The 24,269-nt window shown below is 52.0% G+C and carries 23 protein-coding genes; 13 read left to right on the forward strand and 10 right to left on the reverse strand.

Annotated features, from left to right (window positions below; all coding sequences use genetic code 11):
* Positions 1–12 precede the first annotated feature (12 nt).
* Positions 13–1,572, forward strand: a complete 1,560-nt coding sequence (locus tag NFS31_RS10085; protein ID WP_251494331.1) for a flotillin family protein — start codon at positions 13–15, stop codon at positions 1,570–1,572.
* 142 nt (positions 1,573–1,714) lie between these two features.
* Here the strand turns inward: NFS31_RS10085 and NFS31_RS10090 are convergent, their stop codons facing one another.
* A complete protein-coding gene (locus NFS31_RS10090) occupies positions 1,715–2,065 on the reverse strand; it encodes a cupin domain-containing protein (protein ID WP_251494334.1) in 351 nt (116 codons plus the stop codon).
* A gap of 165 nt (positions 2,066–2,230) precedes the next feature.
* Positions 2,231–2,668: an Rrf2 family transcriptional regulator gene (locus NFS31_RS10095; RefSeq protein WP_251494338.1), complete on the reverse strand. Its 438-nt coding sequence runs from the start codon at positions 2,666–2,668 to the stop codon at positions 2,231–2,233.
* Between the two features lie 654 nt (positions 2,669–3,322).
* Here NFS31_RS10095 and NFS31_RS10100 point away from each other — a divergent pair.
* Positions 3,323–4,504, forward strand: a complete 1,182-nt coding sequence (locus NFS31_RS10100) for an N-acetylmuramoyl-L-alanine amidase family protein (RefSeq protein ID WP_251494340.1) — start codon at positions 3,323–3,325, stop codon at positions 4,502–4,504.
* A gap of 183 nt (positions 4,505–4,687) precedes the next feature.
* Here the strand turns inward: NFS31_RS10100 and NFS31_RS10105 are convergent, their stop codons facing one another.
* The 6 genes from NFS31_RS10105 to NFS31_RS10125 form a co-directional block, all read right to left on the reverse strand.
* Entirely contained in the window at positions 4,688–5,257 is a 570-nt protein-coding gene (locus tag NFS31_RS10105) for a hypothetical protein (protein ID WP_251494343.1), read from the reverse strand.
* A 221-nt stretch (positions 5,258–5,478) separates the two neighbouring features.
* Entirely contained in the window at positions 5,479–5,538 is a 60-nt protein-coding gene (locus tag NFS31_RS28300) for a DUF6783 domain-containing protein (RefSeq protein WP_416389450.1), read from the reverse strand.
* Between the two features lie 122 nt (positions 5,539–5,660).
* Positions 5,661–6,725: a hypothetical protein gene (locus tag NFS31_RS10110; protein WP_251494346.1), complete on the reverse strand. Its 1,065-nt coding sequence runs from the start codon at positions 6,723–6,725 to the stop codon at positions 5,661–5,663.
* 171 nt (positions 6,726–6,896) lie between these two features.
* The gene (locus tag NFS31_RS10115) at positions 6,897–8,654 is read right to left on the reverse strand and encodes a zinc ribbon domain-containing protein (RefSeq protein ID WP_251494349.1); all 1,758 of its coding nucleotides are present in this window, start codon (positions 8,652–8,654) and stop codon (positions 6,897–6,899) included.
* 146 nt (positions 8,655–8,800) lie between these two features.
* Positions 8,801–10,144, reverse strand: a complete 1,344-nt coding sequence (locus NFS31_RS10120; protein ID WP_251494352.1) for an SPFH domain-containing protein — start codon at positions 10,142–10,144, stop codon at positions 8,801–8,803.
* A 26-nt stretch (positions 10,145–10,170) separates the two neighbouring features.
* Positions 10,171–11,094 (reverse strand): zinc ribbon domain-containing protein, encoded by a 924-nt coding sequence (locus tag NFS31_RS10125; RefSeq protein ID WP_251494355.1) that lies wholly within the window; start codon positions 11,092–11,094, stop codon positions 10,171–10,173.
* Positions 11,095–11,233: 139 nt separating this feature from the next.
* Between NFS31_RS10125 and NFS31_RS10130 the strand changes: the two genes are divergently transcribed.
* A complete protein-coding gene (locus NFS31_RS10130) occupies positions 11,234–11,584 on the forward strand; it encodes a helix-turn-helix domain-containing protein (RefSeq protein WP_251494358.1) in 351 nt (116 codons plus the stop codon).
* A gap of 125 nt (positions 11,585–11,709) precedes the next feature.
* On the opposite strand, the gene NFS31_RS10135 is transcribed toward NFS31_RS10130, so the two are convergent.
* The gene (locus NFS31_RS10135; protein ID WP_251494361.1) at positions 11,710–12,198 is read right to left on the reverse strand and encodes a hypothetical protein; all 489 of its coding nucleotides are present in this window, start codon (positions 12,196–12,198) and stop codon (positions 11,710–11,712) included.
* Between the two features lie 393 nt (positions 12,199–12,591).
* Here NFS31_RS10135 and NFS31_RS10140 point away from each other — a divergent pair, with 393 nt between their 5' ends.
* Positions 12,592–13,026 (forward strand): Panacea domain-containing protein, encoded by a 435-nt coding sequence (locus NFS31_RS10140; RefSeq protein WP_251494364.1) that lies wholly within the window; start codon positions 12,592–12,594, stop codon positions 13,024–13,026.
* Between the two features lie 2 nt (positions 13,027–13,028).
* Positions 13,029–13,487, forward strand: coding sequence for a hypothetical protein (locus NFS31_RS10145; protein ID WP_251494367.1), 459 nt, complete (start codon positions 13,029–13,031; stop codon positions 13,485–13,487).
* Between the two features lie 153 nt (positions 13,488–13,640).
* On the opposite strand, the gene NFS31_RS10150 is transcribed toward NFS31_RS10145, so the two are convergent.
* A complete protein-coding gene (locus tag NFS31_RS10150; protein WP_251494370.1) occupies positions 13,641–14,054 on the reverse strand; it encodes a DUF3788 domain-containing protein in 414 nt (137 codons plus the stop codon).
* A 396-nt stretch (positions 14,055–14,450) separates the two neighbouring features.
* Here NFS31_RS10150 and NFS31_RS10155 point away from each other — a divergent pair, with 396 nt between their 5' ends.
* The 8 genes from NFS31_RS10155 (at position 14,451) to NFS31_RS10190 (ending at position 24,252) form a co-directional block, all read left to right on the forward strand.
* The gene (locus NFS31_RS10155; RefSeq protein ID WP_251494372.1) at positions 14,451–15,758 is read left to right on the forward strand and encodes a dicarboxylate/amino acid:cation symporter; all 1,308 of its coding nucleotides are present in this window, start codon (positions 14,451–14,453) and stop codon (positions 15,756–15,758) included.
* Positions 15,759–15,837: 79 nt separating this feature from the next.
* Positions 15,838–16,854 carry an aminopeptidase gene (locus tag NFS31_RS10160; protein ID WP_251494375.1) on the forward strand — a complete coding sequence of 339 codons (1,017 nt, stop codon included), beginning with the start codon at positions 15,838–15,840 and terminating at the stop codon, positions 16,852–16,854.
* A 290-nt stretch (positions 16,855–17,144) separates the two neighbouring features.
* Positions 17,145–18,107: a LysR family transcriptional regulator gene (locus NFS31_RS10165; RefSeq protein WP_251494378.1), complete on the forward strand. Its 963-nt coding sequence runs from the start codon at positions 17,145–17,147 to the stop codon at positions 18,105–18,107.
* Between the two features lie 70 nt (positions 18,108–18,177).
* Positions 18,178–18,327: a hypothetical protein gene (locus tag NFS31_RS10170; protein WP_251494381.1), complete on the forward strand. Its 150-nt coding sequence runs from the start codon at positions 18,178–18,180 to the stop codon at positions 18,325–18,327.
* A 209-nt stretch (positions 18,328–18,536) separates the two neighbouring features.
* Positions 18,537–20,498, forward strand: a complete 1,962-nt coding sequence (locus tag NFS31_RS10175) for a fructose-1,6-bisphosphatase (RefSeq protein ID WP_251494384.1) — start codon at positions 18,537–18,539, stop codon at positions 20,496–20,498.
* Positions 20,499–20,870: 372 nt separating this feature from the next.
* A complete protein-coding gene (locus tag NFS31_RS10180; protein WP_251494387.1) occupies positions 20,871–21,857 on the forward strand; it encodes a diaminopimelate dehydrogenase in 987 nt (328 codons plus the stop codon).
* An 18-nt stretch (positions 21,858–21,875) separates the two neighbouring features.
* Positions 21,876–22,361 (forward strand): YbaK/EbsC family protein, encoded by a 486-nt coding sequence (locus NFS31_RS10185; RefSeq protein WP_251494390.1) that lies wholly within the window; start codon positions 21,876–21,878, stop codon positions 22,359–22,361.
* 541 nt (positions 22,362–22,902) lie between these two features.
* Entirely contained in the window at positions 22,903–24,252 is a 1,350-nt protein-coding gene (locus NFS31_RS10190) for a D-alanyl-D-alanine carboxypeptidase family protein (protein ID WP_251494393.1), read from the forward strand.
* Positions 24,253–24,269: the final 17 nt, after the last annotated feature.

The following is a 24,269-nucleotide window of genomic DNA, read 5'->3' on the forward strand; positions in this document are numbered from 1 at the left end:
AAGGGAGAAAAAATGTTTGATTTCTTTGTTTTCGGGGGTATTTTGCCATTCTTACCGGTGATTATCCTTGTAACTGTGCTTATCATCATTATTGCCAGCGGGTATGTCAAAGCCCCGCCGGATGTTGCGTTTATTATTTCGGGCCTGAAACGGGAGCCGCGGGTGCTTTTGGGGCGGGCGGGGATCAAGATCCCGTATCTGGAGCGGAAGGATAACCTGATTGTAAAGCAGATCAGCATTGATATCAAGACAAACGGATATATTCCCACCAAGGATTTTATCGGCGTGGACATCGACGCGATCGCGAAGGTGCGGGTGAACACAGACCGAGAGGGGATTCAGCTTGCCATGAAAAACTTCCTGAATATGAAGGAGGATCAGATTGCGCTGGCCCTGACCGATTCCCTGCAGGGTAATATGAGGGAGATTATCGGTACCGTGGAGCTCAAGGAGCTGTGTACGGACCGCAAGAAATTCGGCGACGAGGTGCAGAATAAGGCGCAGCAGGATATGAACGCGCTGGGCATCTCGATTATTTCCTGTAATATCCAGAAGATTGAGGATGAAAAGGGCCTGATCGTGGCTCTCGGACAGGACAACATGTCCAAGATCCAGAAGGACGCGTCCATCGCCAAGGCGCAGGCTGAGCGCGATGTGGCGATCGCCAGGGCGGAGGCCGATATGGCAGCAAACGACGCGCGCGTCGGGGCGGAGACAGAGATTGCCCAGAAGAATAATGAGCTGGCGATCCGCCGGGCTGAGCTGCAGAAGATGTCGGATGCGAAGAAGGCCGAGGCGGACGCGGCGTACGAGATCCAGAAGCAGGAGCAGGAAAAGACCATCCAGACAGCCACCGTAAACGCCCAGATCGCCAAGGCGGAGAGGGAAGCCGAGCTTCGCAAGCAGCAGGTTGCGATCCAGCAGCAGGCGCTGGAGGCGGAGATCAACAAGCGGGCGGACGCCGAGCGCTATGCGACGGAGCAGAAGGCCGAGGCTGAGCTGGCCAAACGCCAGAGAGAGGCCGAGGCGAGGAAATACGAGCAGGAGAAAGAGGCGGAGGCCAAGAAGGCCAGGGCCGAGGCTGAGAAGTACGCGATGGTCCAGGAGGCGGAAGGTATCAAAGCCAGAGGCGAGGCCGAAGCGGCGGCCATCCAGGCAAAGGGCCTTGCTGAGGCGGAGGCCATGGAAAAGAAAGCGGAGGCGTACCAGAAATACAATAAAGTCGCCATGGCGGAGATGATGATCCGGGTTCTGCCCGAAGTGGCCGGAAAGATTGCGGAGCCGCTTACGAGAATCGAGAGCATCAGGATCATCGGCGGCGGAGGTTCCGACGGATCGGACGGCGTGGCGTCCGTGGCGGGCAGCGTCCCGGTGGTGATGGCAAAGCTGTTTGAATCCATGAAGGAGACCACAGGCGTGGATCTGGCGGAGATTATGCGCGGCGATACATATGACGCAAAGGTGAACCGGAATCTTCATGTTTCAGGTTTTCCGGAGAACGGGAATTTCACGGACGCGGCCGGGATGGCGGCGGCAGAGGCTCTGGCCGGAGACGGGAAAGAAGGGATTTAGGGCATGTTTTAAACGCGCCCTGGCCTGCAGATGCCCGGACTTTACAGGAATGTGTTACTTCACACAGTTGCAGCGGCAGCGTTCACGCGCGGCGTGGGCAGGGAGGCAGTTTCTCCCGGCCTGCCGCGCGGTTTTTGTCATACTATACAACGGCGTCGTCCTTTGTATAGCTTTCCAGAGAATGTTCCCTGACCTGGATGCACAGAAAATGAATATCCGCCTCTTCGGCTGCGAAAAACTGACGCTTTGCCGCAGGGGAAATGCGGATCCAGTCGCCGGCGGCGAGTTCTGCCGTTTCCCCGTCAATCACAGCTTTGCCTTTTCCGGAGAGGATCGCGTAGATCTCCTCATTTTTTTTATGGGAGTGGACAAAAGGCACGCCTGCGCCTGCCGGAAGATGATTGATACTTACCTCTGCGCCGGTCAGGCCGAGCTGATCATGAAGCTCGGTTCTTGCCTCGGATGCCACGCTGACTTTGCTGAAATTTTTCATAGCAGTACCTCCGTTTTTTGAATGTAATAATTGTTGATACAACAGAAATTATACCATTGATTGGTTGTAATGTCAATGGTTATATCGGATTTTCTCAAAAAAATAACCATTCGGTAACAGCCCAGGTTGTCTGAGCTGCTGCAGCCGTTCAGGTATCCGAAATGGTTATTTTGATGCTATTAATTTTTGGGCGTCGTCCATGACATTCTGTATTGTTACGGATTTCATCTCCTGTTCCATGGCTCTTTGGATCTGTTCAAGCCGGCTGTCCAAAATGGAGTGGATGTTTTTTCCCACAGGGCAGAGCTGGCTTGGATTTTCATGGAAATGAAAGAGCCCGCTGTCCTCCACGCACTCTACGGCGTCATAGATGTCAAACAATGTAATCTTATCTAGCGGCTTTTCGATATCCGTTCCCCCGCTGCCCCGTGTGACGCTTACGATCCCGGCTTTTTTTAACTGCTGCAGCAGACGCCTTATGATCACGGGATTTACATTTACGCTTGACGCGAGAAAATCGCTTGTCACTTTGTAATCATTTTTAAATGTCTCGATACATATGAGCACATGAACGGCAATGGTAAATCTGCTTGAAATCTGCATGGCATACCTCATCTGTTATGTTTTACGTACAGAACATATCCTGTATGGAATCCAGTATAGCAGAAAAAGGGGGATTTCTCAAGACGGTTTTCTATTTTGAAGAGCTTATTGAAGAGCTTATACGTAACAGTTCAGATAGGTCAGCGCACCTGCTGCGCTGACCGTACGAAAACGCGGCGAAAGCAGGCATCCGCCCCATCGCGAAGCGATTTTCATGGGCAGATGCCGTAACAGTTCAGGTTGTCTGAACTGTTACGCTTATACTGGCCTGCGCGCAATCCGGTATCAAAGGGATCAAAAGACCTTTTGACCCCGACATCATTCCATTGATCTCTGAACTGTTACAGAAAGTAAAAATCTGACAAAAAAACTTAAGTAAAATGTTAGACTTACGCGGGAAGTATCTGTTATAATAATAAAATAATATACATTATTGGAAGAAATCAGGCGAGTTTACTGTATAAATTCAGCCTGTGGGCGCAAGGCGGACGAATATGGGCTCGCGCGCCCGGCTCCGTACGCAGGCGCTTGCGGTCTGCAGCGGCAGATACCGCGGGAGGCCAGCATCTGGCGGCAGATGGTCCGGGCGTATGGCAGAACCGTCTGCAGGAGCAGAATATGTATATTAAAACCAATAACGAGAAAGGAGGAGGAATGATGAGGCACAGCATAAAGCAGCACACCCTTGCGGCGGTACTTTCTGCTGCTGCGGCGCTTTCTATGTGCATGCCGGCCTATGCGGCCAGCAAGGATACAATCCCAAGCGTAAAGCTGGAGGTTGACTGCGGGGAAGAGCCGGAGGCGGGGGACAGCGTCGGTTCTGTGGAAGTAAAGATACCGGCTTCCGCCAAATACGAGATATCGGAAGAGGCGGAATATTATGATACCAACGATGACGAATGGGAGCGCGGCGAGGTTCCGGTGATCCGCGTGGAGCTGCGGGTAAAGGATTTTGAGAAGGATCGGTTTACCTCATCCACCAAAGTGACGGTATCGCGTTTCCACAGCTCCGTGAAGTCCAAGAAGGTACTGGACAACGGCGAGACGCTCCGCGTAGATATCAAGCTGCGCGCCGTGGGCGGGGAGCTTGAGGAGGTGGACGATTACTGGTGGGACGGCCGGTACGCTGCCTGGAGCGATATTGACGATGCAGATAAGTATGAAGTCAAGCTTTACCGCGGGAGTAATAATGTGGCGACTGTGACGACCACATCAAACCGCTATAATTTTTATCCCTACATGACCCGTTCCGGCAATTATACCTTTAAGGTACGCGGGCTCAGCAATTCGGACGGAGAAAAGGGAAGCTGGAGCGGCGAATCGGATGATTATTACATCAGTGAGAGCGACGTCTATACCGGAACGCCGCCGTCTGACAGTACGTCAACAGGTTCCGGCAGCCCGTCAGGATCGGGCAGCCCCTCAAATTCCGGGAGCCCTGCTTCCGGCTGGGCGCAGGATCAGAACGGCTGGACCTACCGCCTTGGAGACGGCAATCTGGTGCGCAATGCGTGGATCTTTGTGGATGACAACTGGTTCTATCTGGGCGGCGACGCCTATATGCTGACAGACTGGATTTTCGTGGACAATAACTGGTTCTACTTAAATCCGGTTTCGGACGGCACAAAGGGCGCGATGAAGACCGGGTGGCTGAACCTTGGCGGGACGTATTACTACTTAAATCCCATCTCGGACGGCACGAGGGGCGCGAGGAAGACCGGCTATCAGAATATCGATGGAAAATGGTATTTCTTTGATCTGAACACAGGCGCTCTCTGGATGAACCGTACGGTTCCCAATGGGAAATGGGCCGATGCAAACGGCGTGATTAATTAAAATAAATGTACTCCCGGAATCTCGCCGCGCCTGATTTCGAGAGTAGATATTAAGGAAAAGGGCTGCCGCGCAGGATGATTCGCGCGGCAGCCCTTTCCGGTATGGCGGGGGATGTTGTCCCTGTCAGGCTTTTAGGCCGCCGCATGCCGTTTGGCGAATGCGGCGCTTCTGGTAAGCATTTGTTTATGGCCTGCATTTTTTGCAGGCGTCATACCCGGCGGATATGGCGTACTCACGTGTGACGGAGCGCGCGTTGCCGGGATTCATCCTGCCGCAGTCCGGTATGCGGTGATACTTTTCGCCGGTTGCGGAGAGCCATACCATATCGCTTGAGGAGGAACGGCTGTCTTTGCCGGAGGATGCGGACGCGCCGGAGCCGGAAGAGGCTGTATGTTTAGGGGCGGCGTTTTCTGCGCTTTGGTCCTGGCTCTGCGCGGCCGCCGCCGGAACATCCTGCAGGAGCTTTGTCTGCACAACGCTGTCTACGGTCCAGGCCCCGTTTATGTCTACCGTATACCCGTCGGGCGTGTCGCAGTCAGTGAGGCAGTACCCGCTGCCGTCGAAGTAATAGCATTCGGCGATTCCGTCCTGATTTCCATCGATCCATTCCCATGTGTCTGTCAGGAAGCTGCCGTCATCCTGCGCGTAGCGGTAGCCCTCTGTTGTTTGCCGCCATTCCCCGGCAAAGGCTGACGCGGATAAAAGACCTGTTAAAATTCCCGCGATGAGCAGTATTTTCCGCAGTTTTTCCATGGTTTGTTCTCCTTTGTATATTTTTTCTTTTATTATAGATTATTGTGGCATAATTGACAATCTGTTTTTGACGCGCCTGAATGGTTTCTTTGCCTGTTGGCAGTCGTTATACCATTTGAAATTCCAGGGCGCCAGTACAGCGTTGCTAAAATTTCAGTGAATACATTGCTTGATATCGGTGTCATCTGCACGCCCCACTTTGCGGTATATTTGTGCCAAATTCACTTAACGTAGCCCACTACGCCGCGTTCATTTGGCACAAATCTCCCACAAAGTGGCACGCACAGCTACCAGAAAGCAATTTTCAAACACGCTCTAGGGCGCTTTTTCAAGTGTGAAGTTTGAGCAGTTAAATAAACGCTCTTTTTATGCAAATCACAATATTCCTCAAACATTTATACCTTTACCAAACCATCGCAGAGACATCAACGGTATCGTGCTCCGGATATTCACCATATCGTTGGAATTCAAAGGCCTTTGCCTTACCAACCTCTAAATGCTCTAAAAAAGTATTTTCCATATAAACAATTTTATTGTCTTTTCTAAGTACAATGGACAGGTTTACCTGGTCAATCTCCTGTGTGTAATTATTCGTAATTTCTCCCGTTATAAAATTTTCGTCGCTGCCGCTTCTTTCCGATACATTCGTTATCGCAAAATCTGTCGTTTTTGCCGCGCTGTAAATGAACGTCCCACTTCCCAAATCACTCCAATCCACATCAAATATGATTTGTGTATCATCTGTCAAATCGGAAGCCTGCACGGAGAACATACCGCAGAGTGTAACAGTATCGTTTGGCATAACAATGCTTCCAGTCTGTTCCTCTGCCGCTGCGATACTGCCATCTCCATTTTTTACAGTAACAATCACTTTAGGAAATTGTGCGGCAAGCGTTTCATTTGGGTTATAGATGATTCCGCAAAATTCAACATAGGCAGTATCTCCGGACGGCGGATTAATAAACCATCCATAATCAACTAATTCCAATGGCTGCTCTGAAGTGCGCGGATTATCTGCATTAAACGATAAAATACCATTTGAAGATGAGGTTGAATCATCAATTACCGCATGATTTACCTTCTCATAGTTAATAATCCATGAGCCTAAACGGTTTTCTATGGCGGTTGCTTTCACAACAACTGTATCCCCCTGTTTTACATCAGGGTTTCCGGATGATATAAAATTAAGGTGTTCCCCTGCCCAGATATTATATCCGAAAGCTGAATCTGGCTTCAGCTCCCCGGCAACGAATTGAACAATCGTTCCTTCCAGATTTTCACCGTTGTTCAGCGCGGCTTCAAAAGATTCTGCGTCTGTATAATTAATTACCTCCGCATTTTCTTTGGTTTCTTTAGTTTCCTTGGTTTCCCTGTTTTCTTTGGCTTCTGTGGTTTCGTTACACGCGGCCAGTGATGAAATCATCATAATTACAATCAAGAAACCGGTTACTTTTTTTATGGTTTTCATTTTTCCATCTCCCTCCTGAATTGGGCTGCTTTTACGAATCTGCTTAATTTTATAACTTACGGAACTGCGAAGTTTCAGTTATTTATCCTGCTCCTTCCTTAAATGTTTTCATTTGTGAATTTTTCCTTTCATACTTCCATACAGGCAAACGTCTTACAGACATTTTGCTCATTAATAATCAACAATCCTTTTACTGTCTCTGAGAGACAGCGCCTCGCTCAGCTCCGTTGCCTCGTATTCCGATTTAAATCCGTCGTTGTCCTGTAAAATGAGCGTGCCCGGCTGATTTTTCTGTTTAAAATACAGCTTGTACGACCAGACAGAATCTCCGTCGTGCCAGGTAATCGCCAGCTCGTGATTCAAATCCCCGGAGACAATCTTTACCCGATCACACGTGGTGTCTCCCATGCCTTCGCTGAAATAATAAACATAGCCGCCGTCAAAATCAATAATATAATAGAGGTCATACGTCCCGCGCCGGCCGATATAGGAAAATACCCCGGAATTTCCGTTTTTAGCCGTTTCCTGGCCGTTGGTGGAATAATAAACGGGCCCGGAGGAGGCGTCTTCGGAAGAAGCGCCGGAAATATTGCCCTCCGGTTCCCCTGCATCCCCGGCCGATGGCGTGCTGCCCTCCGGTTCCGGCGTCTCTGCGTCTTCGGAATGTTCCGGTTCAGCGGCCCCGGCCGAATCGGAGATCGTGTCAACGTTGATCCGGGAGCCTGCGCAGGAAAGTCTCAGACAGACAACGCCGTCCCTGGCCGCGTCAATCCGGCTCTGGCCTTTGACCTCATCGTCCTCTGCGCTGGCAAACTGGATTGTGTGAGGGCCTTTGGCCAGGATCAGGGTGTAGTATTCCGTTGCGCCATGCCGGATCGTTCCCTGCTCGGCGCCGTCAACACAGATCGTAACATCATACTTGTTAAAAAGCAGGTTGGCGGCGCAGTCAACTTGAAGCTCAATGGTGTATTCCGGCTCGGCTATGGAGATGCCGATCACTTCGTTTCCCTGATAATCAACCGTGAGCTGATAGCCGTCTGCGTTTTTGGCAAAATACTGCCTGTCTGATTCAGCCGTCCCGGCATTGAATCCTGCCTCGGCGCACGCTAAAACGTACGCTCTATACTTTTCCTGAGATATGCCGCTTACATATGCCTTAAAGCCCGAATCGGTATTGATTTCTATCTTTCCTGTGGAGGAATCCGGAGCCGGGATGAGCCGCGCCAGCCCGGTATCAGGCCATTGCATGGCGTCAAACGTCTCAGGGGCGTCAAATAAAATATGCAGCTCGCTTTTGTCTTCAAAATAGCGCAGGGAAAGCTTGTAGCCCTCCGGATTGAATGCATCAAAGGAGTCGCCGGTCTTTTCGGCTTCCACCGAAAATCCTGTCTCCTCGCAGGCGTCAAGGTAAGCGGCGTATTGCGCGGGGGATATATGATAGAGATGTACAAGCATAGTATCCGCCGAATTGGAGAGGATTTGGCCGCGATTTATTTCAGGGGCGGGCAGCCGGTTTCCCAGGACGATCTCATTCCAGTCAAGCCGCTCGGTCTTCGCCGAAGTGAGCAGGACGGCATAAGGCGCGAGCAGAAAAAAGGAAGCGGCAAGGAGCGGTATGGAAAGCCAGGCTTTTGCTCCCCTGATAACCTCTTTTTTTATGAAAAAGGAAATGGCTGCCATTGCAATTTGCATCAGCGCAAGGATCCCCGCGCCCGGTTTTCCCGCGAGAAATGCAATCAGGCATAAAAGCGTGAACAGCAGGACGGAGACTGCCAGGATTTTTTCGTAGGCGCTGAGCTTAGGTTGGTACATGGCAGGCCCGGATCGGACATCGCTGAAAGGCGCTGCCGCCGCGTCGATCTCTGCGCCGCAATAAGAGCAAAATTTCGCATCATCGGGCAGCTTCGCGCCGCATGCCGGACATTTCATGGATGTATCCCCCTTTTTTGTTTTTGCATAACAATTATTTATATAACAATTCGTAACAGATCAGATAACCCGGATTATTACGATAATTGGGTTTACAGAGCGATTCTTTACAGTTTTTCGTTCAGATGAAACGTAAAATGCAACGTTTATTTCTCAGATGGAACGGGCGGCATGGTGCTTTGAAATACATCTTTCAGTTCATCTACTGCATCAGCGCGGCTCCATGCGGGCATTCCGGGCCTCCACACCAGGCTGGACATGAACAGGCCGCCGGCTCCCGCCATCTGCGTTAAGGTATTGATGTCAAACGGGCCGGCAGCCGTTCCGTTCACGGCGACATGATAGGCGGGAACCGGGATGGGGGGAGGCGGGACAGGAGGAGGGGAGGAGAGCGCCGCGGGCTGCGCCTGATTCGTTTCAGCCATGATACGGTTCATTGTGCCGGCGATATTCTGCCCGACAGCTCCGCCGACTGCCATACCGGCTATCATAGCGGCCGGATTGAAGACAGCGCTGCTGCCGGCCGGATCCGCTCCGGCGGGAGCGCCTCTTCCCATCTGTCCGAGGGCGGAAGCGCCGGCAATGCCGACCTCCGCCTGTTTTTCCACCTGAAAAGCGCCCATATTCGCGGACTGTGTCTGCTTGTGCTGCGCGTACTGGCTTTCTTCGCGCCGGATACGGAGACATTCCGTATAATCCGTTGTTTCCGCCTGTATCCTGAGGGCGGCGACTTCTTTTGTCACTTCCATAAGCTGCCTGTAGCCGTCGCCGGACTTGTCAATTTCAATAGCCCCGATATCGACGCCGGTCACTGTTACGCCAAAGCTCTCCCTCAGCCGCGCGCGGATAGCGGATTCCGCCTGGTCATTTATGAAAGACAGCCTGCTTTCAAGCTGAATCACCGGAATGTTGTGCTTTGCCGGAGCATTTGTGACAATTGCTTTGATATAGCGCGCCGCCGCATCCCGGATCTGCGCCTGGAAATCATCAAGGCGAAAGGTGTTCAGGCGGTGCAGCCGGATGAATTCCCTGTAATCGCTGATCCGGAAGCTCAATGTGCCCCTGACCGCGGCCGGGACGCCGAAGTCCGGGAACCGTGGGTCATAGACGTCAAAAAACGGGATGCCGAACTTAACCTGAATGATTTGGGCAAGGTTGATAAAGTAGACTTCCGCCTGGAACGGCGTGCCTCCGGCATATGCAAGTCCCACAATTGAGGCCAGGACAGGCAAGTTTTCGGTTTTTATGATCTGGTCATAGGGCCCTTCGATAAAATCCTGTGTGACGCCGTCCCGCCTTTTATAGACAAATACCGCGGCCTCCCCTTCCTTTACGCGCAGGGAAGAGCCCCAGCGAATGGCATTTTCCCGGTTATTGACGCCCGGATCGGAGCCTGCCGGACGCCATTTCCAAATCAGATACGAGGGCTCGTCGCAGCGAATCTCATCCATGAAGCCGCCGGACCGCTGTTTGGTGAATAATCCCATCATGTTCCTCCTGTATGATTGACGTGCTGCTATTTTTTGACGTCTATGTATAAAATTGCCGTGATCGCCGCCAGAGCTGATATGACGGCGGCGATCGCCAGCGTGGCGGCCGGGTTCCACTCCATGCCTGCCATCAAAAGCAGCAAAAGAAAGGGTATAAGGAAGGCGCAAAAGGACAGCGCCTTTTTTAGTGTCATACGGATTTTTTCTGCCCTGATTTCCTGCCGGGTTCTCTCATAGATTTCCTGTATGCGGGCAAAATCCGCATCGTTTTTCATGGAGAGCGCCGCTTTTTGGTAAACCTGCTCCAGCTTTGAAATCCAGGCTCCGGATACTGCGTCGTCTATTCCGCGGGCGGGATTGATTCTGGATGCGGCCAGAATCATACATTCGAGCATGTCTTCTTTTGTATTTGGAAGAGAGTAGTGGGTGATCAGGTTCGCTTTTTCCTGTTCTTTTTGCGCGTCAAACCGCCGCCTGGCTTCCGCGGCCTCGTCTTTTTCCCTGAAATCCTTGCCGAAAATCCATTTCATTACAGATTTTTTCTCTTCCAGCGCAGGCATGTCGCGGGCTTCGATCTCCTCAAGCCTGGCGGCGAGCTCCCTTACGGAATCCGAAGCCTTTGCGCCGCGGATCTCATACCCGCACGCAGGGCAGTTTATGGCAAATGCCTCCAGAACCTCGCCGCAGCCGGGGCATTTATGGATATAGCCCTCATAGATGGTTCTTCGCCCTGCCGGACGGCTGTGAAATGTGTCTGCGGATGGTTTTGGCCCCGCGCCTTCCTCTGCGATACGGCTTGCCGCCTGCTTTCCGCAGCCCTTACAAAATCTTGCGCCGGGATCCAGTTCCGTACCGCAGAAGGAGCAGAACCGGGCCGGCGCAGGGCGCGCGGCGCTGTCATTATAATCATTCATGTCTGACACAATCCCCTCTTCTTTCTCATTCTTCATTCCTCCCCCTGAAGCATTTTTCCAACACGTTCCGGTTCTGGTATTTAGTATATCTGTAATGAACTTATAAGTCAATATTAACTTATAAGGTTCTTATTTTTTACGCCTGTTCTGTTTATAATAAACCGAGGTGATGCACATGGTAATAGATTATCAGCTAATCGGGCGGCGCATCGCGGCGCGCCGGAAGAACAATCATATCACACAGGAAAGCCTGGCTGAGTATCTGGACGTTTCTCCGGCTTTTATCAGCAAGATCGAGCGCGGGAGGACGCAGCTCAGCCTTGAGCGCCTGGTCCAAATCTGTCATTATCTGGACACAACTCCCACTGAGCTGCTATACGGAAGCAGCTTAGAGTCAGCGTCCTATATGGTTCCTGAGATGGCCTCCCTTCTGGAACAGTGCCCAAAGGACGCGCTTCCGCTTGTCCGATCCCTGATCGAGGATGTGATACATTATTCTAAAAACGCAAAAAAAAATGCTGACTGATGATGGTCAGCATTTTATCATAATAGGAAGCTGTTTTGGTCTGCCGCCAGCAGACAAACATATGTTTGAAATTGATTGCTGCCGTACTGTAACCGTTCGGAAATTGTCTGGACAGTTACGCTGTATTAATGATAACAGAAGACAATGATCCGATCCGGCTGGATCTGGGCCGGTATGCTCCTTGTGGCGGCCGTGTACTCCACCAGGACGGTATTGCCCGCCAGCGCGCCGTAAAAGGTCTGGCCATTGGGCAGGATCATGTTGAGCGGGGCGGAATTGCTGATCTGGAACCGTCCGTCCGTGCTGACGAAATTGTTGTAAAATTCCCCGAGATAGTAGTTGTAATAAGAGGAATTGGCCACAGCCACGGCCTTGTACTGCGGCGGGTAAATCAGGGGCACGGGCGCATTGGCGTCATAAAAGATCGTCACGCGGTCGCCGGGATTGATGGGAAAATTATCCACAACATACGTTTCCCCGTTCATGGTGAAATTGATTTCTCCCTGGCTGAACGAGCGGAGCGTCAGGTTGAGGGTGCAGCCGTAATCCGCCTGTGTGGGGATAACGGGCTCAATGCGGGCGACAATGCCCGAGACAGATATGTAAGCGTTCATGGAATACCTCCGGAAAAATACTTATATAGTATCATATTACAGAGGGCGGGGGAACATGCGAAGAATTGCGGCGGAAATGGGCGGTCAGGGGAGCGGCTGATATGTAACAGTTCAGTAACCCCTGAACGGTTACGGCATACGGCATTTAGAATTGCCTGCGGCGATGGGCCGTATGCCCGCGACCACTGTGTTTTCTTACGGTCAGCGCGGTGAACGCGCAGACCTATCTGAACTGTTACGCTGATATAAACAATTTAATAAAACCAACAGGCAGGGATATTGACAGAACGAAATGGATAGCATATATTAATATTAACGATGCATGCATTCGCAGGTGTGAGGAAATGTGTGTGCAGGATCAGAGGTGTTGAATGTTACAAAGGAGGGAGAAGCATGGCAACGGTTTTTGATGTGACAAAATATATTTTGCATAAATGCGGCAAAATGAGCACATGGAAGCTCCAAAAGCTCTGCTATTATTCACAGGCGTGGCATTTGGCATGGACAGGGTTGCCTATGTTTGATGAAGAATTTGAAGCATGGGCCAATGGACCGGTATGTCCGGAATTGTTTCATGCGCATCAGGGGAAATTTTCTGTTGATATAAATGATTTCTCAAAGGGGACTCCGGAAAATTTGACAGAAGACGAAAAAGACTCTGTAAATGTTGTGATTCGTGATTATGGGGACATGGCGCCGTATGATTTAAGGGAATTGTCGCACAGTGAAGCACCGTGGAAAGATGCGAGAAATGGCTTACCTGACGGGGCTAAGTGCAGGACGGTTATTACAAAGGAAAGCATGGGAGAGTATTACGGAAGTTTATAGATATGGCGAATAAAACAACAAAGAAGAAAAAGACAACTGTAAGTTTAAAACGCACTGTAAAAGAACCGGGATATGGTACGGATGGAAAAAAGGTTATCTGGCGGTTTGATATGATTGACCGTTCTGGTAAATTCGCTTTTGATTTGAACAGGGATGATTTTTTGCATCATGAAGTCATGGAGAAAATGATTGATTACAGCAATATGACATGGGCAGAGGTAAAGAGTCAGACTCATGATGAGGGAAAATCGAAGCATCATCTGCTTTCGATTGATATGTTATCAAATGATGCATTCGACAGGTTTAAGACAAGGCGCCTGGAGGGATATGAGGATTCTGTATTTTCATTTGCACTGCAGAATCGGCTCCGTATAGTAGGGATTCGTGAGAATGAACACTTTCATGTATTGTGGTATGATCCAGGCCATGAAATATGTCCGTCAAAAAAGAGGCATACATAGCCGGATATTTAGTTTAAATGCTGTAAAATCAATACCGTTATCCGAATATATCAGGATAAAAGTGTTGATTTTACAGTATAAATCATTACAAAGGAAACTATTATCCTGTTTTCCTCATAAACCGGGAGTTGTAGGTATGATTTAACAGCAGCTTCACGTTCTGTCCGGCCTTCTTTTGATTCTCAGCAGCCGAATGAAATCGTCAAATAAAGAAGTATCCTCTGGTTCAAACAGGATCCATTTCCCGTCATGGTAAGTCTGGGCTTCATCATATATTTCCTGAACTTCTTTTGAGTAATTCTCCCTGTCTGCTTCAAATTTTGCCCGTTCCTCTTTCCCTAAGATAATCATAAAACCCACGCAGTTTTCCCTTGCATATAATGCACACAGCGTTTTGCCGCCCCGACGGTATTTGTATTCATATTTCCAAGCTTTACCGCCTTTATTCCACAAACAGTCCATATCATACTTTTCGTCAATTAAAGCGCATAGCTTGTTCCATATATCATATAAAGGTTCTCCAACTAAATCCGCCATTTCTTTTTTGCCAGGTATCGTATCAAGCATATCAGCCCTCCTATATAACTAATGTACTCTCGGAATCTCCCTGCGCCTGATTTCGTGAGTACATACTATTTTATGCTTAATTCTATCACATCCATTCTCCATTTGCCACTATAAAATGCAGGGCATGGCAGCCGCGGCCCGCAATGCGTTACTGTTCACACATCAGCCAATCCGAGGTGCTTTTTGTGAGCGCAGCGAAAGTCACAGAAAACCGCAATCCTTCCGCTTCAATATGCGGCGTCAATTCCCCTCTGCCAGGCAGTTATTACAAAACAGTTATGCTCTATACCAAAATGTGCATAACCGTTTTATTTTTCCGCCGTTTTTTGTAGAATATGTACAAACCTCATGAGGAATATAAAAACAAATGTTTTGAATTAGAAAAGGGGGTCTTATATGGCAGAACAGGTACCTGGCATGGGGAAGGGGAACCAGAAAAAGGAGACGCCGCTGTATGTCAAAATTTTTATCGCGCTGTTTGCGGGCATTGTATTCGGGTATATCCTGAATTTCCTCGGGGGCGTGGAGAATGCGGCGATAGGCGGCTATGTCCTTCCATTTTTCCAGTTTGTGGGAGATTTATTCATCAAGCTGATTAAAATGATTGTAGTTCCGCTGGTGTTCTTCTGTATTATCGACGCGGCGCTTTCGCTGGGCGATATTAAGAAGCTTCGGAGCATTGGAGTAAAGACGATTGCGTGGTTTCTGGCGACCGGCGCTGTTTCGGCTACGATCGGCCTGATTCTGGCCAATCTGATTCAGCCGGGAAGAGGGCTGGTGCTCGGAACGGTAGACAGCGTGGCCGAGGTCAAGGAGCTTCCGGGGATTTACCAGACGCTTCTGGATCTGATTCCGGCCAATCCCTTTGCATCTTTAACGAGCGGGGAAATGATGCAGATCATCGTATTCTCCCTGTTCATGGGATTTGCGATTATCAGCATCGGCAAAGAGGCAAAGCCTCTGGCCGACATGATTTCGCTGTTATCCCAAACGATGTTTAAAATTATTGATATGATTCTGGGGATCATCCCTTACGGCGTGTTCAGCCTCATGACCGTGGCGCTGGCAAAGTACGGCATCGCTATTTTCGGCCCGGTGCTTAAGTTTATCGCCACCGATTATCTGGCCGGGATCATCATGTGCACAGCCGGCTACGGGATCCTTCTGACCGTCTTTGGCAAGGTCAATCCCATCCGTTTCTGGAAAAAGGCGTTTGAGCCGTGGATGATTGCATTCAGCACCTGCACGTCCTCTGCGGCGCTGCCGGTATCCATGGATATCGCGCCGCGGAAAATGGGGGTTCCGAAGGACATTGCAAGCTTTGTCCTGCCTCTTGGATGTACGGCGCAGATGAACGGGACGTGCGCATATTTTGGAATCGTTGTATTGTTTGCCGCGCAGCTCTACGGCGTGGAGCTGAGCCTGCAGCAGCAGGTTATGATGGTGATACAGGCCACCTTTTTAAGCGTGGGATGCGCGGCCACCCCGCAGATCGGCCTCGTTATCAGCCTGACGCTGATGACGCAGATGGGACTTCCCCTGGACGCCTATGCGCTGGTAGCCGGAATCTACCGGATTGTGGATCAGATTCACACGTCCACCAACTCCGTCGGCGACCTGGTGGCCGCGGTATGCATCTCCGAGATGCAGGGCGAGCTCAACCACGCGGTATTTAATGAGGAAGAGGTAAAGGCGTCGGCTTAAGCGGGCCGCGGCAGAGACAGTACGGCAAAAACAGAGAAACCAGCAACAAATATTATATAAAAGAAAAGGAGATCAGACAATGGAAGACAACAGAGTAATCGAATGTATGGAGCGTGCGGATTATATTTTATCGAACCTGATGGCGGTAAAGCCGGGCGAGGAAGTGCTGATTGTGACGGATCCGCAGACCGATATGCGCATGGCCAACGCGATGGCGGCAGCGGCGCTCAAGTGCGGCGCGGAGTACGGCATTTATATGATGCCCATCCGCGGAAAAGACAAGGCGACCATTTTCCCGAAATCCCTGGAGCTCGGCATGGATGCATGCGACGTGTTTGTTGGCATGACCACGGCGTCCGGAGCGGCTATCTACAACAACCACTTAAAGGAGCTGATCAATCAGAAAAAGCTGCGCGAGGTTTCCATCTGCCTGAGAAATATCGACAACTTCACCCGCGGCGGCGCCTTGGCCGACTATGAGGCCGTGTATGCGGACGGAGAAAAGCTGCAGGCGATCTGGCGCGGCCACAGGAAAGCGCACATCACCACGCCGGCCGGAACGGATCTGTATATGGACATGAATCCCATGGAGCCGATCATCGAGTGCGGAATCGCCAGGAATCCGGGCGATGCCATGGCCTGGTCCGACGGAGAGGTTTCCCTGGGGCCGGTGATCGGCACAACGCACGGCAAGCTGGTCATCGACGGGCCGATCTGCTACTACGGCTGCCCGACGATCCCGGTTGAGCTGAAAATCGAGGAAGGACGCATCGTGGAGGTCATGGGCGGAGACGCCAAGATCTGCAAGGAGATTCGCCGCCAGATTGCGGAGATAAAGGATTCAGACAACATCGCCGAGATCGGTATCGGACTGAACCCGGCCTGCATGTTTAACGGCGATTTCGAGGAAGAGAAAAAGGCCCGCGGAACCTGCCACATCGCCATGGGCAACGGCTTCTACTACGGCCAGCCGGCCCGTTCCACGGTACATATCGACATGGTACAGTACAATCCGACGGTTATCTTTGACGAGGGAACCGCAGAGGAGACGGTGATCGTCCGGAACGGCAGAATGGTCTGCCTGGGTGAGGAGTAGTCCGCGGATTCACAGGGAGTAAGATGCGCTGAAAGGCCGAATAACAGATAAAGTATGGAAACAGGACCGCCCCGGCCAGCGCTGGGGCGGTTTTTGAGGCCTTCCCGCATCCATCCCCTGGCTGCCATATAATATATTTATTTTACCCTTACGCAATAACGCCCGGACGCCCTCCTTACCGGACAGTGGCTAAAATTCCGCATTTCCGCTATAATAATCGTTACATTAAAAATACATTTCAAATGATACCCGAATACCACAGCTTTAAATCAGGAAGGTGAGGAATCAATTTGCTGAATGAGATGAAATACGTATACGCTGTATATCAGGAAAAAAGCTTTTCAAAAGCGGCGAAAAAGCTGTTTATCAGCCAGCCGGCCTTAAGCAATATGGTGCGCAAGGCAGAGCGGGAAGTGGGGGCCGCTATATTTGACAGGAGCACCATACCTCTTACCATCACCAAAGAGGGCGCCCATTACATCAAATCTGTTGAGGAGATCCTGTTTATCCAGAGAAACTTAAAATCGTATTTTGAAGACTTGAGGGGGCTGAAGACAGGCTCGCTCTCCCTCGGTGGATCTTCCTTTTTCTGCTCTTTTGTATTTCCGGATTTGATCGGCCGCTTCCGGGCCAGGTATCCGAATGTGACGATTGATCTTCTCGAGGGAAATGTAAAAGAGCTGCGCGAGGGGCTGGAGGACGAGACGCTGGATCTGGTGATAGAAACCGCGCTGGAGGAGAACGCCCCTGCGGTGGAACGGTATTTTTACAAAACGGAAACCCTGATTATGGCCGTGCCGGCCCAGTGGCCGATCAATAAGAAGCTTGCGCCGTACCGTCTGTCATGCGGCGATATTGTTTCAGGGAAATATGCAAGGGAAGCGGCGGCGCCGGTTCCGCTGGAGAATTTCAGTGAAAGCCCGTTTATCACCATGAAACCGGGGAACGATATGTACCAGCGGGGGCTTGCCATCTGCCGGAACGCCGGTTTCGAGCAGAAGACAGCCATGTATGTGGATCAGGTTCTGACTTCGGTGAATATCGCGTCCAACGGAGTGGGGGCTGTGTTTGTCCGCTCCGATATCGTGGAGTGCGTGCGGGAGCACGATCGGCTGGCATACTATAAGCTGGGGGATCCGCTGGCAAAGAGGAATGTGACGTTTGCGGTCAAAAAGGGGAGGTATGTCACGTCGGCGATGAAGGAGTTTTTGCGGATGGCGGGGGTGAAGAAGAACGCATTTCATTTTTGCTGAACTTGTTCTTCCTAATTTTCGGCAAAATCCGCTGTAATAACAAGGTCAGGGACAGGCCGGCGGCTCCGGGATGAGCATGTTTACCGGCTGCCCGATCATAAAGGATGAGACAATGGTGGATGTGGATACGATCACCGCTTATATACGCGATTACCTTGGCGGCGTGGCGGGGGAAGAATACGCCGATCCGCGCGGGCAGGGGCGGATTACGATCCGCTGACGGCCGGTAACCGTTCCGGGAAGTCTGCGCGCCTGCGGCCGCGCAGCCGCCCAATAGCCGAAAAATATTATGGACTTTGCAATATGGGTATGGTATATTAAACTCAATTGTAACGGTTCTGGCAGCGGATGGCTGCTGCTGTAAGATTCAGATATTTTAATGAAACGACAGGAAATGTCATAGACGTTTCCTTATGGAGGAAGAGTCCCATGAAATCACTGGAAACCCGCTATTTAGAGCGTTTATCAGAGCTGTATCCGACGATTGCCGCCGCGTCCACGGAGGTTATTAACCTGGAGGCGATTTTGAACCTGCCAAAGGGAACCGAGCATTTCCTCACGGATATCCATGGCGAGTACGAGGCATTTTCGCATGTGCTGAAAAATGGCTCCGGCGCGGTGAAGCGCAAGATTGACGATGTGTTTGGAAACACGCTGAGCCGCCAGGACAAGCAGTCCCTTGCAACGCTGATTTACTATCCCACGGAGAAGATGAGCCGCATCCTGCGCACGGAGAAAAATCCGGACGACTGGTACAAGATTACCTTATACCGGCTGATCGAGGTCTGCCGCCGCGCGGCGAGCAAGTATACGCGCTCCAAGGTCCGCAAGGCGCTTCCCGCGGAATTTGCCTACGTGATGGAAGAGCTCATCACCGAGAAGGCGGATCTGGCGGACAAGGAGTCGTATTATGACGCGATTGTGCAGACCATCATCCGTGTCGGCAGGGCGCAGCAGTTTATTGTGGCGCTCAGCGAGCTGATCCAGCGCCTGACCGTAGATCACCTGCACATCGTGGGGGATATTTTCGACCGCGGTCCGGGGCCGCATATCATCATGGACAAGCTGATGAGCTATCACTCCATTGATATCCAGTGGGGCAACCACGACGTGCTCTGGATGGGCGCGGCGGCCGGACAGCCGGGCTGTATTGCCAATGTGATCCGCAACTGCGCCCGCTACGGGAACCTGGACATTCTCGAGGACGGGTACGGGATTAATATGCTGCCGCTGGCCACCTTTGCCATCAACACGTACGCAGACGATCCGTGCGCGTGCTTCCAGTTAAAGGGCGGTTCCCACGACGCGTCGGAGATGGAGATCAATTTAAAGATGCACAAGGCCATTTCCATCATCCAGTTTAAGGCAGAGGGCCAGATTATCCGCCGCCATCCGGAATTTCATCTGGAAAAACGAAATCTCCTGCACCGGATCGATTTTGAGCGGGGCGTGATCACGATAAACGGTAAAGAGTACGCCCTTCTGGACACGAATTTCCCCACCGTGGATCCCAAAGATCCCTATGCCTTCACAGAGCAGGAGGCGGAGATCATGGAGCGGCTGGAGAGGGCCTTTATCAACTGCAAGAGGCTGCAGCAGCATATGAAATTCCTGCTCGCCAGAGGAAGCCTTTATAAGGTTTACAACAACAACCTCCTCTATCACGGCTGCGTGCCGCTCAATGAGGACGGAACCTTCAAGGCAGTGGAGATTTACGGGAAAACGTACCGCGGCCGCGCGCTGTACGACACGCTTGACAACTACATCCGCAAGGGCTTTGTGGCAGTCGATAAGGCGGAGCGCGAAAAGGGGCGCGATCTGATGTGGTATATCTGGCTGCACGAGGATTCCCCGCTGTTCGGCAAGGATAAGATGGCCACCTTCGAACGGTATTTCCTGGCGGAGAAGGAGACGCACAAGGAGACAAAGAATCCCTATTACCGCTTTCTGGAGGATGAGACGGCGGTCAGCCGCATCCTGGCGGAATTCGGCCTGCGCTCCGCGGAGGCGCATATCGTCAACGGCCATGTCCCGGTCAAATCAAAGGACGGCGAGAGCCCTGTCAAGTGCGGCGGAAGGCTGTTAGTCATAGACGGCGGCTTCTCAAAGGCATACCAGAAGGAGACGGGCATCGCGGGATATACGCTGATCTATAACTCCTACGGGCTGATCCTCGCGGCCCACGACCCGTTTGAGTCCACGGAGGCGGCGATTGAAAATGAGAGCGATATCCATTCCGACAGCCGCATGGTCAAATGGGTGCCGGAGCGCAAATGTGTGGGCGATACGGATGTCGGCCGGGAGCTGAAGGAGAAGATTAAGGATCTGGAAGAGCTTCTGCAGGCGTATTACAGCGGGGCGATTGCGGAGAAGTTTACGGGGCAGAGGTGAGGCGGACGAAACAGATGGTAACAGTTCAGATAACCTGAACTGTTACGGCATCTGCCGATGAAAATCGCTTCGCGATGGGGCAGATGCCTGCTGCCGCCACGTTTTCGTACGGTCAGCGCAGCAGGTGCGCTGACCTATCTGAACTGTTACAACAGATGGTTTTCAGCGCCGCGGCCGGGCAAAAAAACGCTGGCTTTTTTTCTGGTTCTATTGTATAATAATATCCAACTGACGAGGGAGTGAGGAATCACTCCCTTTTTATGCCTTTTTTGGAAATTAAAGATATATTATCAACTGTTCGAATTTTCTAAACAGTAATAAATGTTCCAAAAATAGGATAAATTTAAAGGCAAATATGGAGGAAAGTAAGACATGAGCATCAGGATTGGTATTTTTGGCTACGGAAATTTGGGAAAAGGCGTGGAGTGCGCGATCCGGCAGAATCCGGATATGGAGCTTAAGGCGGTTTTCACACGGCGGGATCCGGCGTGCGTCTCCATCCTGACAGAAGGGGTTCCGGTTCTTAAGGCGGACGAGGCGGAGCACATGAAGGATGAGATCGACGTGCTGATCCTCTGCGGGGGCAGCGCCACGGATCTCCCGGTCCAGACCCCGGAGTGCGCCAGGTGGTTTAATGTGGTGGACAGCTTTGACACCCATGCAAAGATTCCGGATCACTTTGAGGCCGTGGACGCGGCGGCAAGAAAGAGCGGTAAGGTGGCTGTGATCTCCGCGGGATGGGATCCGGGGATGTTTTCCATTGCCCGGCTGTACGCGGCGGCTTCTCTTCCCCGGGGCGAGAACTACACTTTCTGGGGCAGGGGCGTGAGCCAGGGCCATTCAGACGCGATCCGCCGGATCGAGGGGGTAAAGGATGCCAGACAGTACACCATACCGGTTGAGAGCGCGCTGGAGGCGGTGCGCAGCGGAGCGGCCCCGGCTCTTACCACGCGCGAGAAGCATACCAGGGAGTGCTTTGTCGTGGCAGAGGAGGGCGCGGATCAGGCCCGGATTGAGCGGGAAATCAAGACCATGCCCAATTATTTCTCCGATTATGACACGACCGTGCATTTTATCTCAGAGGAAGAGTTAAAGCGCGATCACAGCCGTCTTCCGCACGGCGGCTTTGTGCTGCGCAGCGGAAAAACGGGCTGGAACGGGGAGAACAGCCATGTGATTGAGTACAGCTTAAAGCTGGATTCCAACCCGGAATTCACATCCTCTATTATCGTCGCGTATGCAAGGGCCGCGTATAAGATGAACCAGGAGGGGCAGACGGGCTGCAAGACCGTATTCGACGTGGCCCCGGGCTATTTATCCGCAGAGAGCGCGGCGGATCTGAGAAAGAAATATTTATAAGAACAGGAGAGATGGAACATGTCGCTGGAGAGGGCAAGGCAGTGGCTGAAGAAGTGGGATTTGGACAGGCGGATACTGGAGTTTGATACGTCGAGCGCGACCGTAGAGCTGGCCGCGCAGGCCGTCGGCTGCGAGCCGGCGCGGATCGCCAAGAGCCTGTCCTTTAAGATAGGGGAAAAACCCATCCTGATCGTCACGGCCGGGGACAGGAAGATCGATAATCATAAGTATAAAGAAAAATTTTCGGCAAAAGCGAAGATGCTCACCGCCGACGAGGCGACAGAGCTGGTGGGACATGCCGTCGGCGGCGTCTGCCCCTTTGGGATCCGGGAAGGCGTGGAGGTCTATCTCGACGAGTCCCTGAGGCGTTTTGAGAGCGTTTACCCGGCCTGCGGGAGCGCCAACAGCGCGATTGAGCTGACCATGGGAGAGCTGGAGCAGGCTTCCGGTTATCTGGAATGGGTGGATGTGTGTAAAGAGGCGCAGGATGCGGGCGGCGCATGAAGCGCGCCGGTGAAATTATGCGGGCCATCGCTTATGGTGAGAAGCCCGCATATTCTTTGCCGCCTGATCTGTAAGAAACGGTCACGAAATAACTTGTGCAGGTTATTCCCGCGAGCAACGAGCCAAGTGGGCATGCTTGCATGCACATTTGGCGACTGCCGCGAGGGTCAGATACCCCGCTGTCATTGCAGCGGGGTTGTTGACTTCGTGACCGTTCTTTGGCCCGTGAGAGCGGGGAAGGGCCGTAATGAAAACGTAAAAAATTCTGCCGTTTAAATTCATTGCATGCAGCAGGAAAATAAAGTAAAATAAATATACAGTTTACGCGCGCGCAGCGCGGGAGCTGTTACTAATGTACTCTCGGAATCTCTCTGCGCCTGCTTTTGCGGCTGATTTTCCGCCAGATGCACCCAAATTTAATCAACGTACGCTCCACGTACGCCTCATAAATTTGTGCACATCTGACAAAAAATCATCTCACAAAATCAGGCGCAGCGAGATTCCGAGAGTACATACTAAACATAAGGAGAAACCTGCATATATGATGAACAACCAATCGCTGTCGCATTCCGCCGCTGTGCACAGGCCGCGCGTATCCGTTCTGCTCGGCCTGCTTCTGGCGGCGGTTCTTACATTTGGCCTTCCTTTGGGCGCATACGCCGCCGGCCCGGGATCGGAGGGTGAGGGAACAGGGAACAATCCCGCGCAGCCGGCAACCGCGCAGCAGGACGCGCAGGCGCAGGCCCTGGAGATTGCCGCTGAGGGCGCGGTTCTCTATGATGTGACGCACAACCGCTTTTTGTATGAAAAGAATGCGGACACGCACTTTTATCCGGCAAGCACCACGAAGCTGATGACCGCGCTTCTGGTGGCGGAACGCTGCTCATTTGAGGACACGGTGACCTTTTCGGAGACGGCCGTGAGCCGGCTGGAGTCAGGGGCCGTCACGCTGAAGGTGAAGGCGGGGGATCAGTTTTCCGTGAAAGACTGCATGTACGGCCTTCTGTTAAAATCAGCCAATGAGGTGGCGAACGGGCTGGCAGAGCACGTGGGAGGAAGTATAGAGGGCTTTGCGGGCCTGATGAACCAGAGAGCGGCTGCTTTGGGATGCACAAATACGCATTTTGTAAATCCAAACGGGCTCAATGATCCGCAGCATTTTACCTCGGCCCGCGATATGGCGCTGATTGCCAGGGCGGCCTTTGAAAATGAAACGGTGCGCCAGATCGCTTCCACTTTAAAGTACAGCTTTCCGGCGAGCAAGAGCGTCCCGTCTGTGCGGGAGCTCACGATGGGCCATAAGATGCTGGATCCGTCCAGGGCGGAATATTACCCGGGCTTTGTGGCCGGAAAGACAGGATTTACCTCCCTTGCGGGGAATACGCTTGTCACATGTGTGGAAAAGGACGGCGTACGCCTGATTGTTGTGATTTTAAAGAGCAGACAGACGCACTATGCGGACACAAAGAAGCTTCTTGATTATGGCTTTGCGGCGGCCGCCGCGTCGCAGGGCGCTGCCGGACCGCTTGGAGGCCAGAATACACAGGGGATGGCTGTGGGCCGGGAGGCGTATCCGGAGGTAGAGGGAACCTGGAGCGAGACGGCGCAGGGCTGGCAGTTTCTCAAGAAGACCGGCGGCTATGCGCGCGGGGAAACCTTCAGGAATAACGGCAGGGTCTATGGCTTCGGAACAGACTGCTATATGCTGACAGGGTGGCATCTGGTGAACGGAACCTGGCATTATTTTGACGCGAACGGTTCCATGGCTTTCGGGCAGTGGATTGAGACATCCGGACTCTGGTACTATGTGGATGTAAACGGGAGCCTGTTTGTAAACGGGACCACGCCCGACGGCTACCGGGTGGACGCGAACGGCGTCTGGATCCGGTAAGCACGCATATTTTTCCT

The organism is Otoolea muris, assembly GCF_943193115.1.
Lineage (GTDB): Bacteria > Bacillota > Clostridia > Lachnospirales > Lachnospiraceae > Otoolea > Otoolea muris.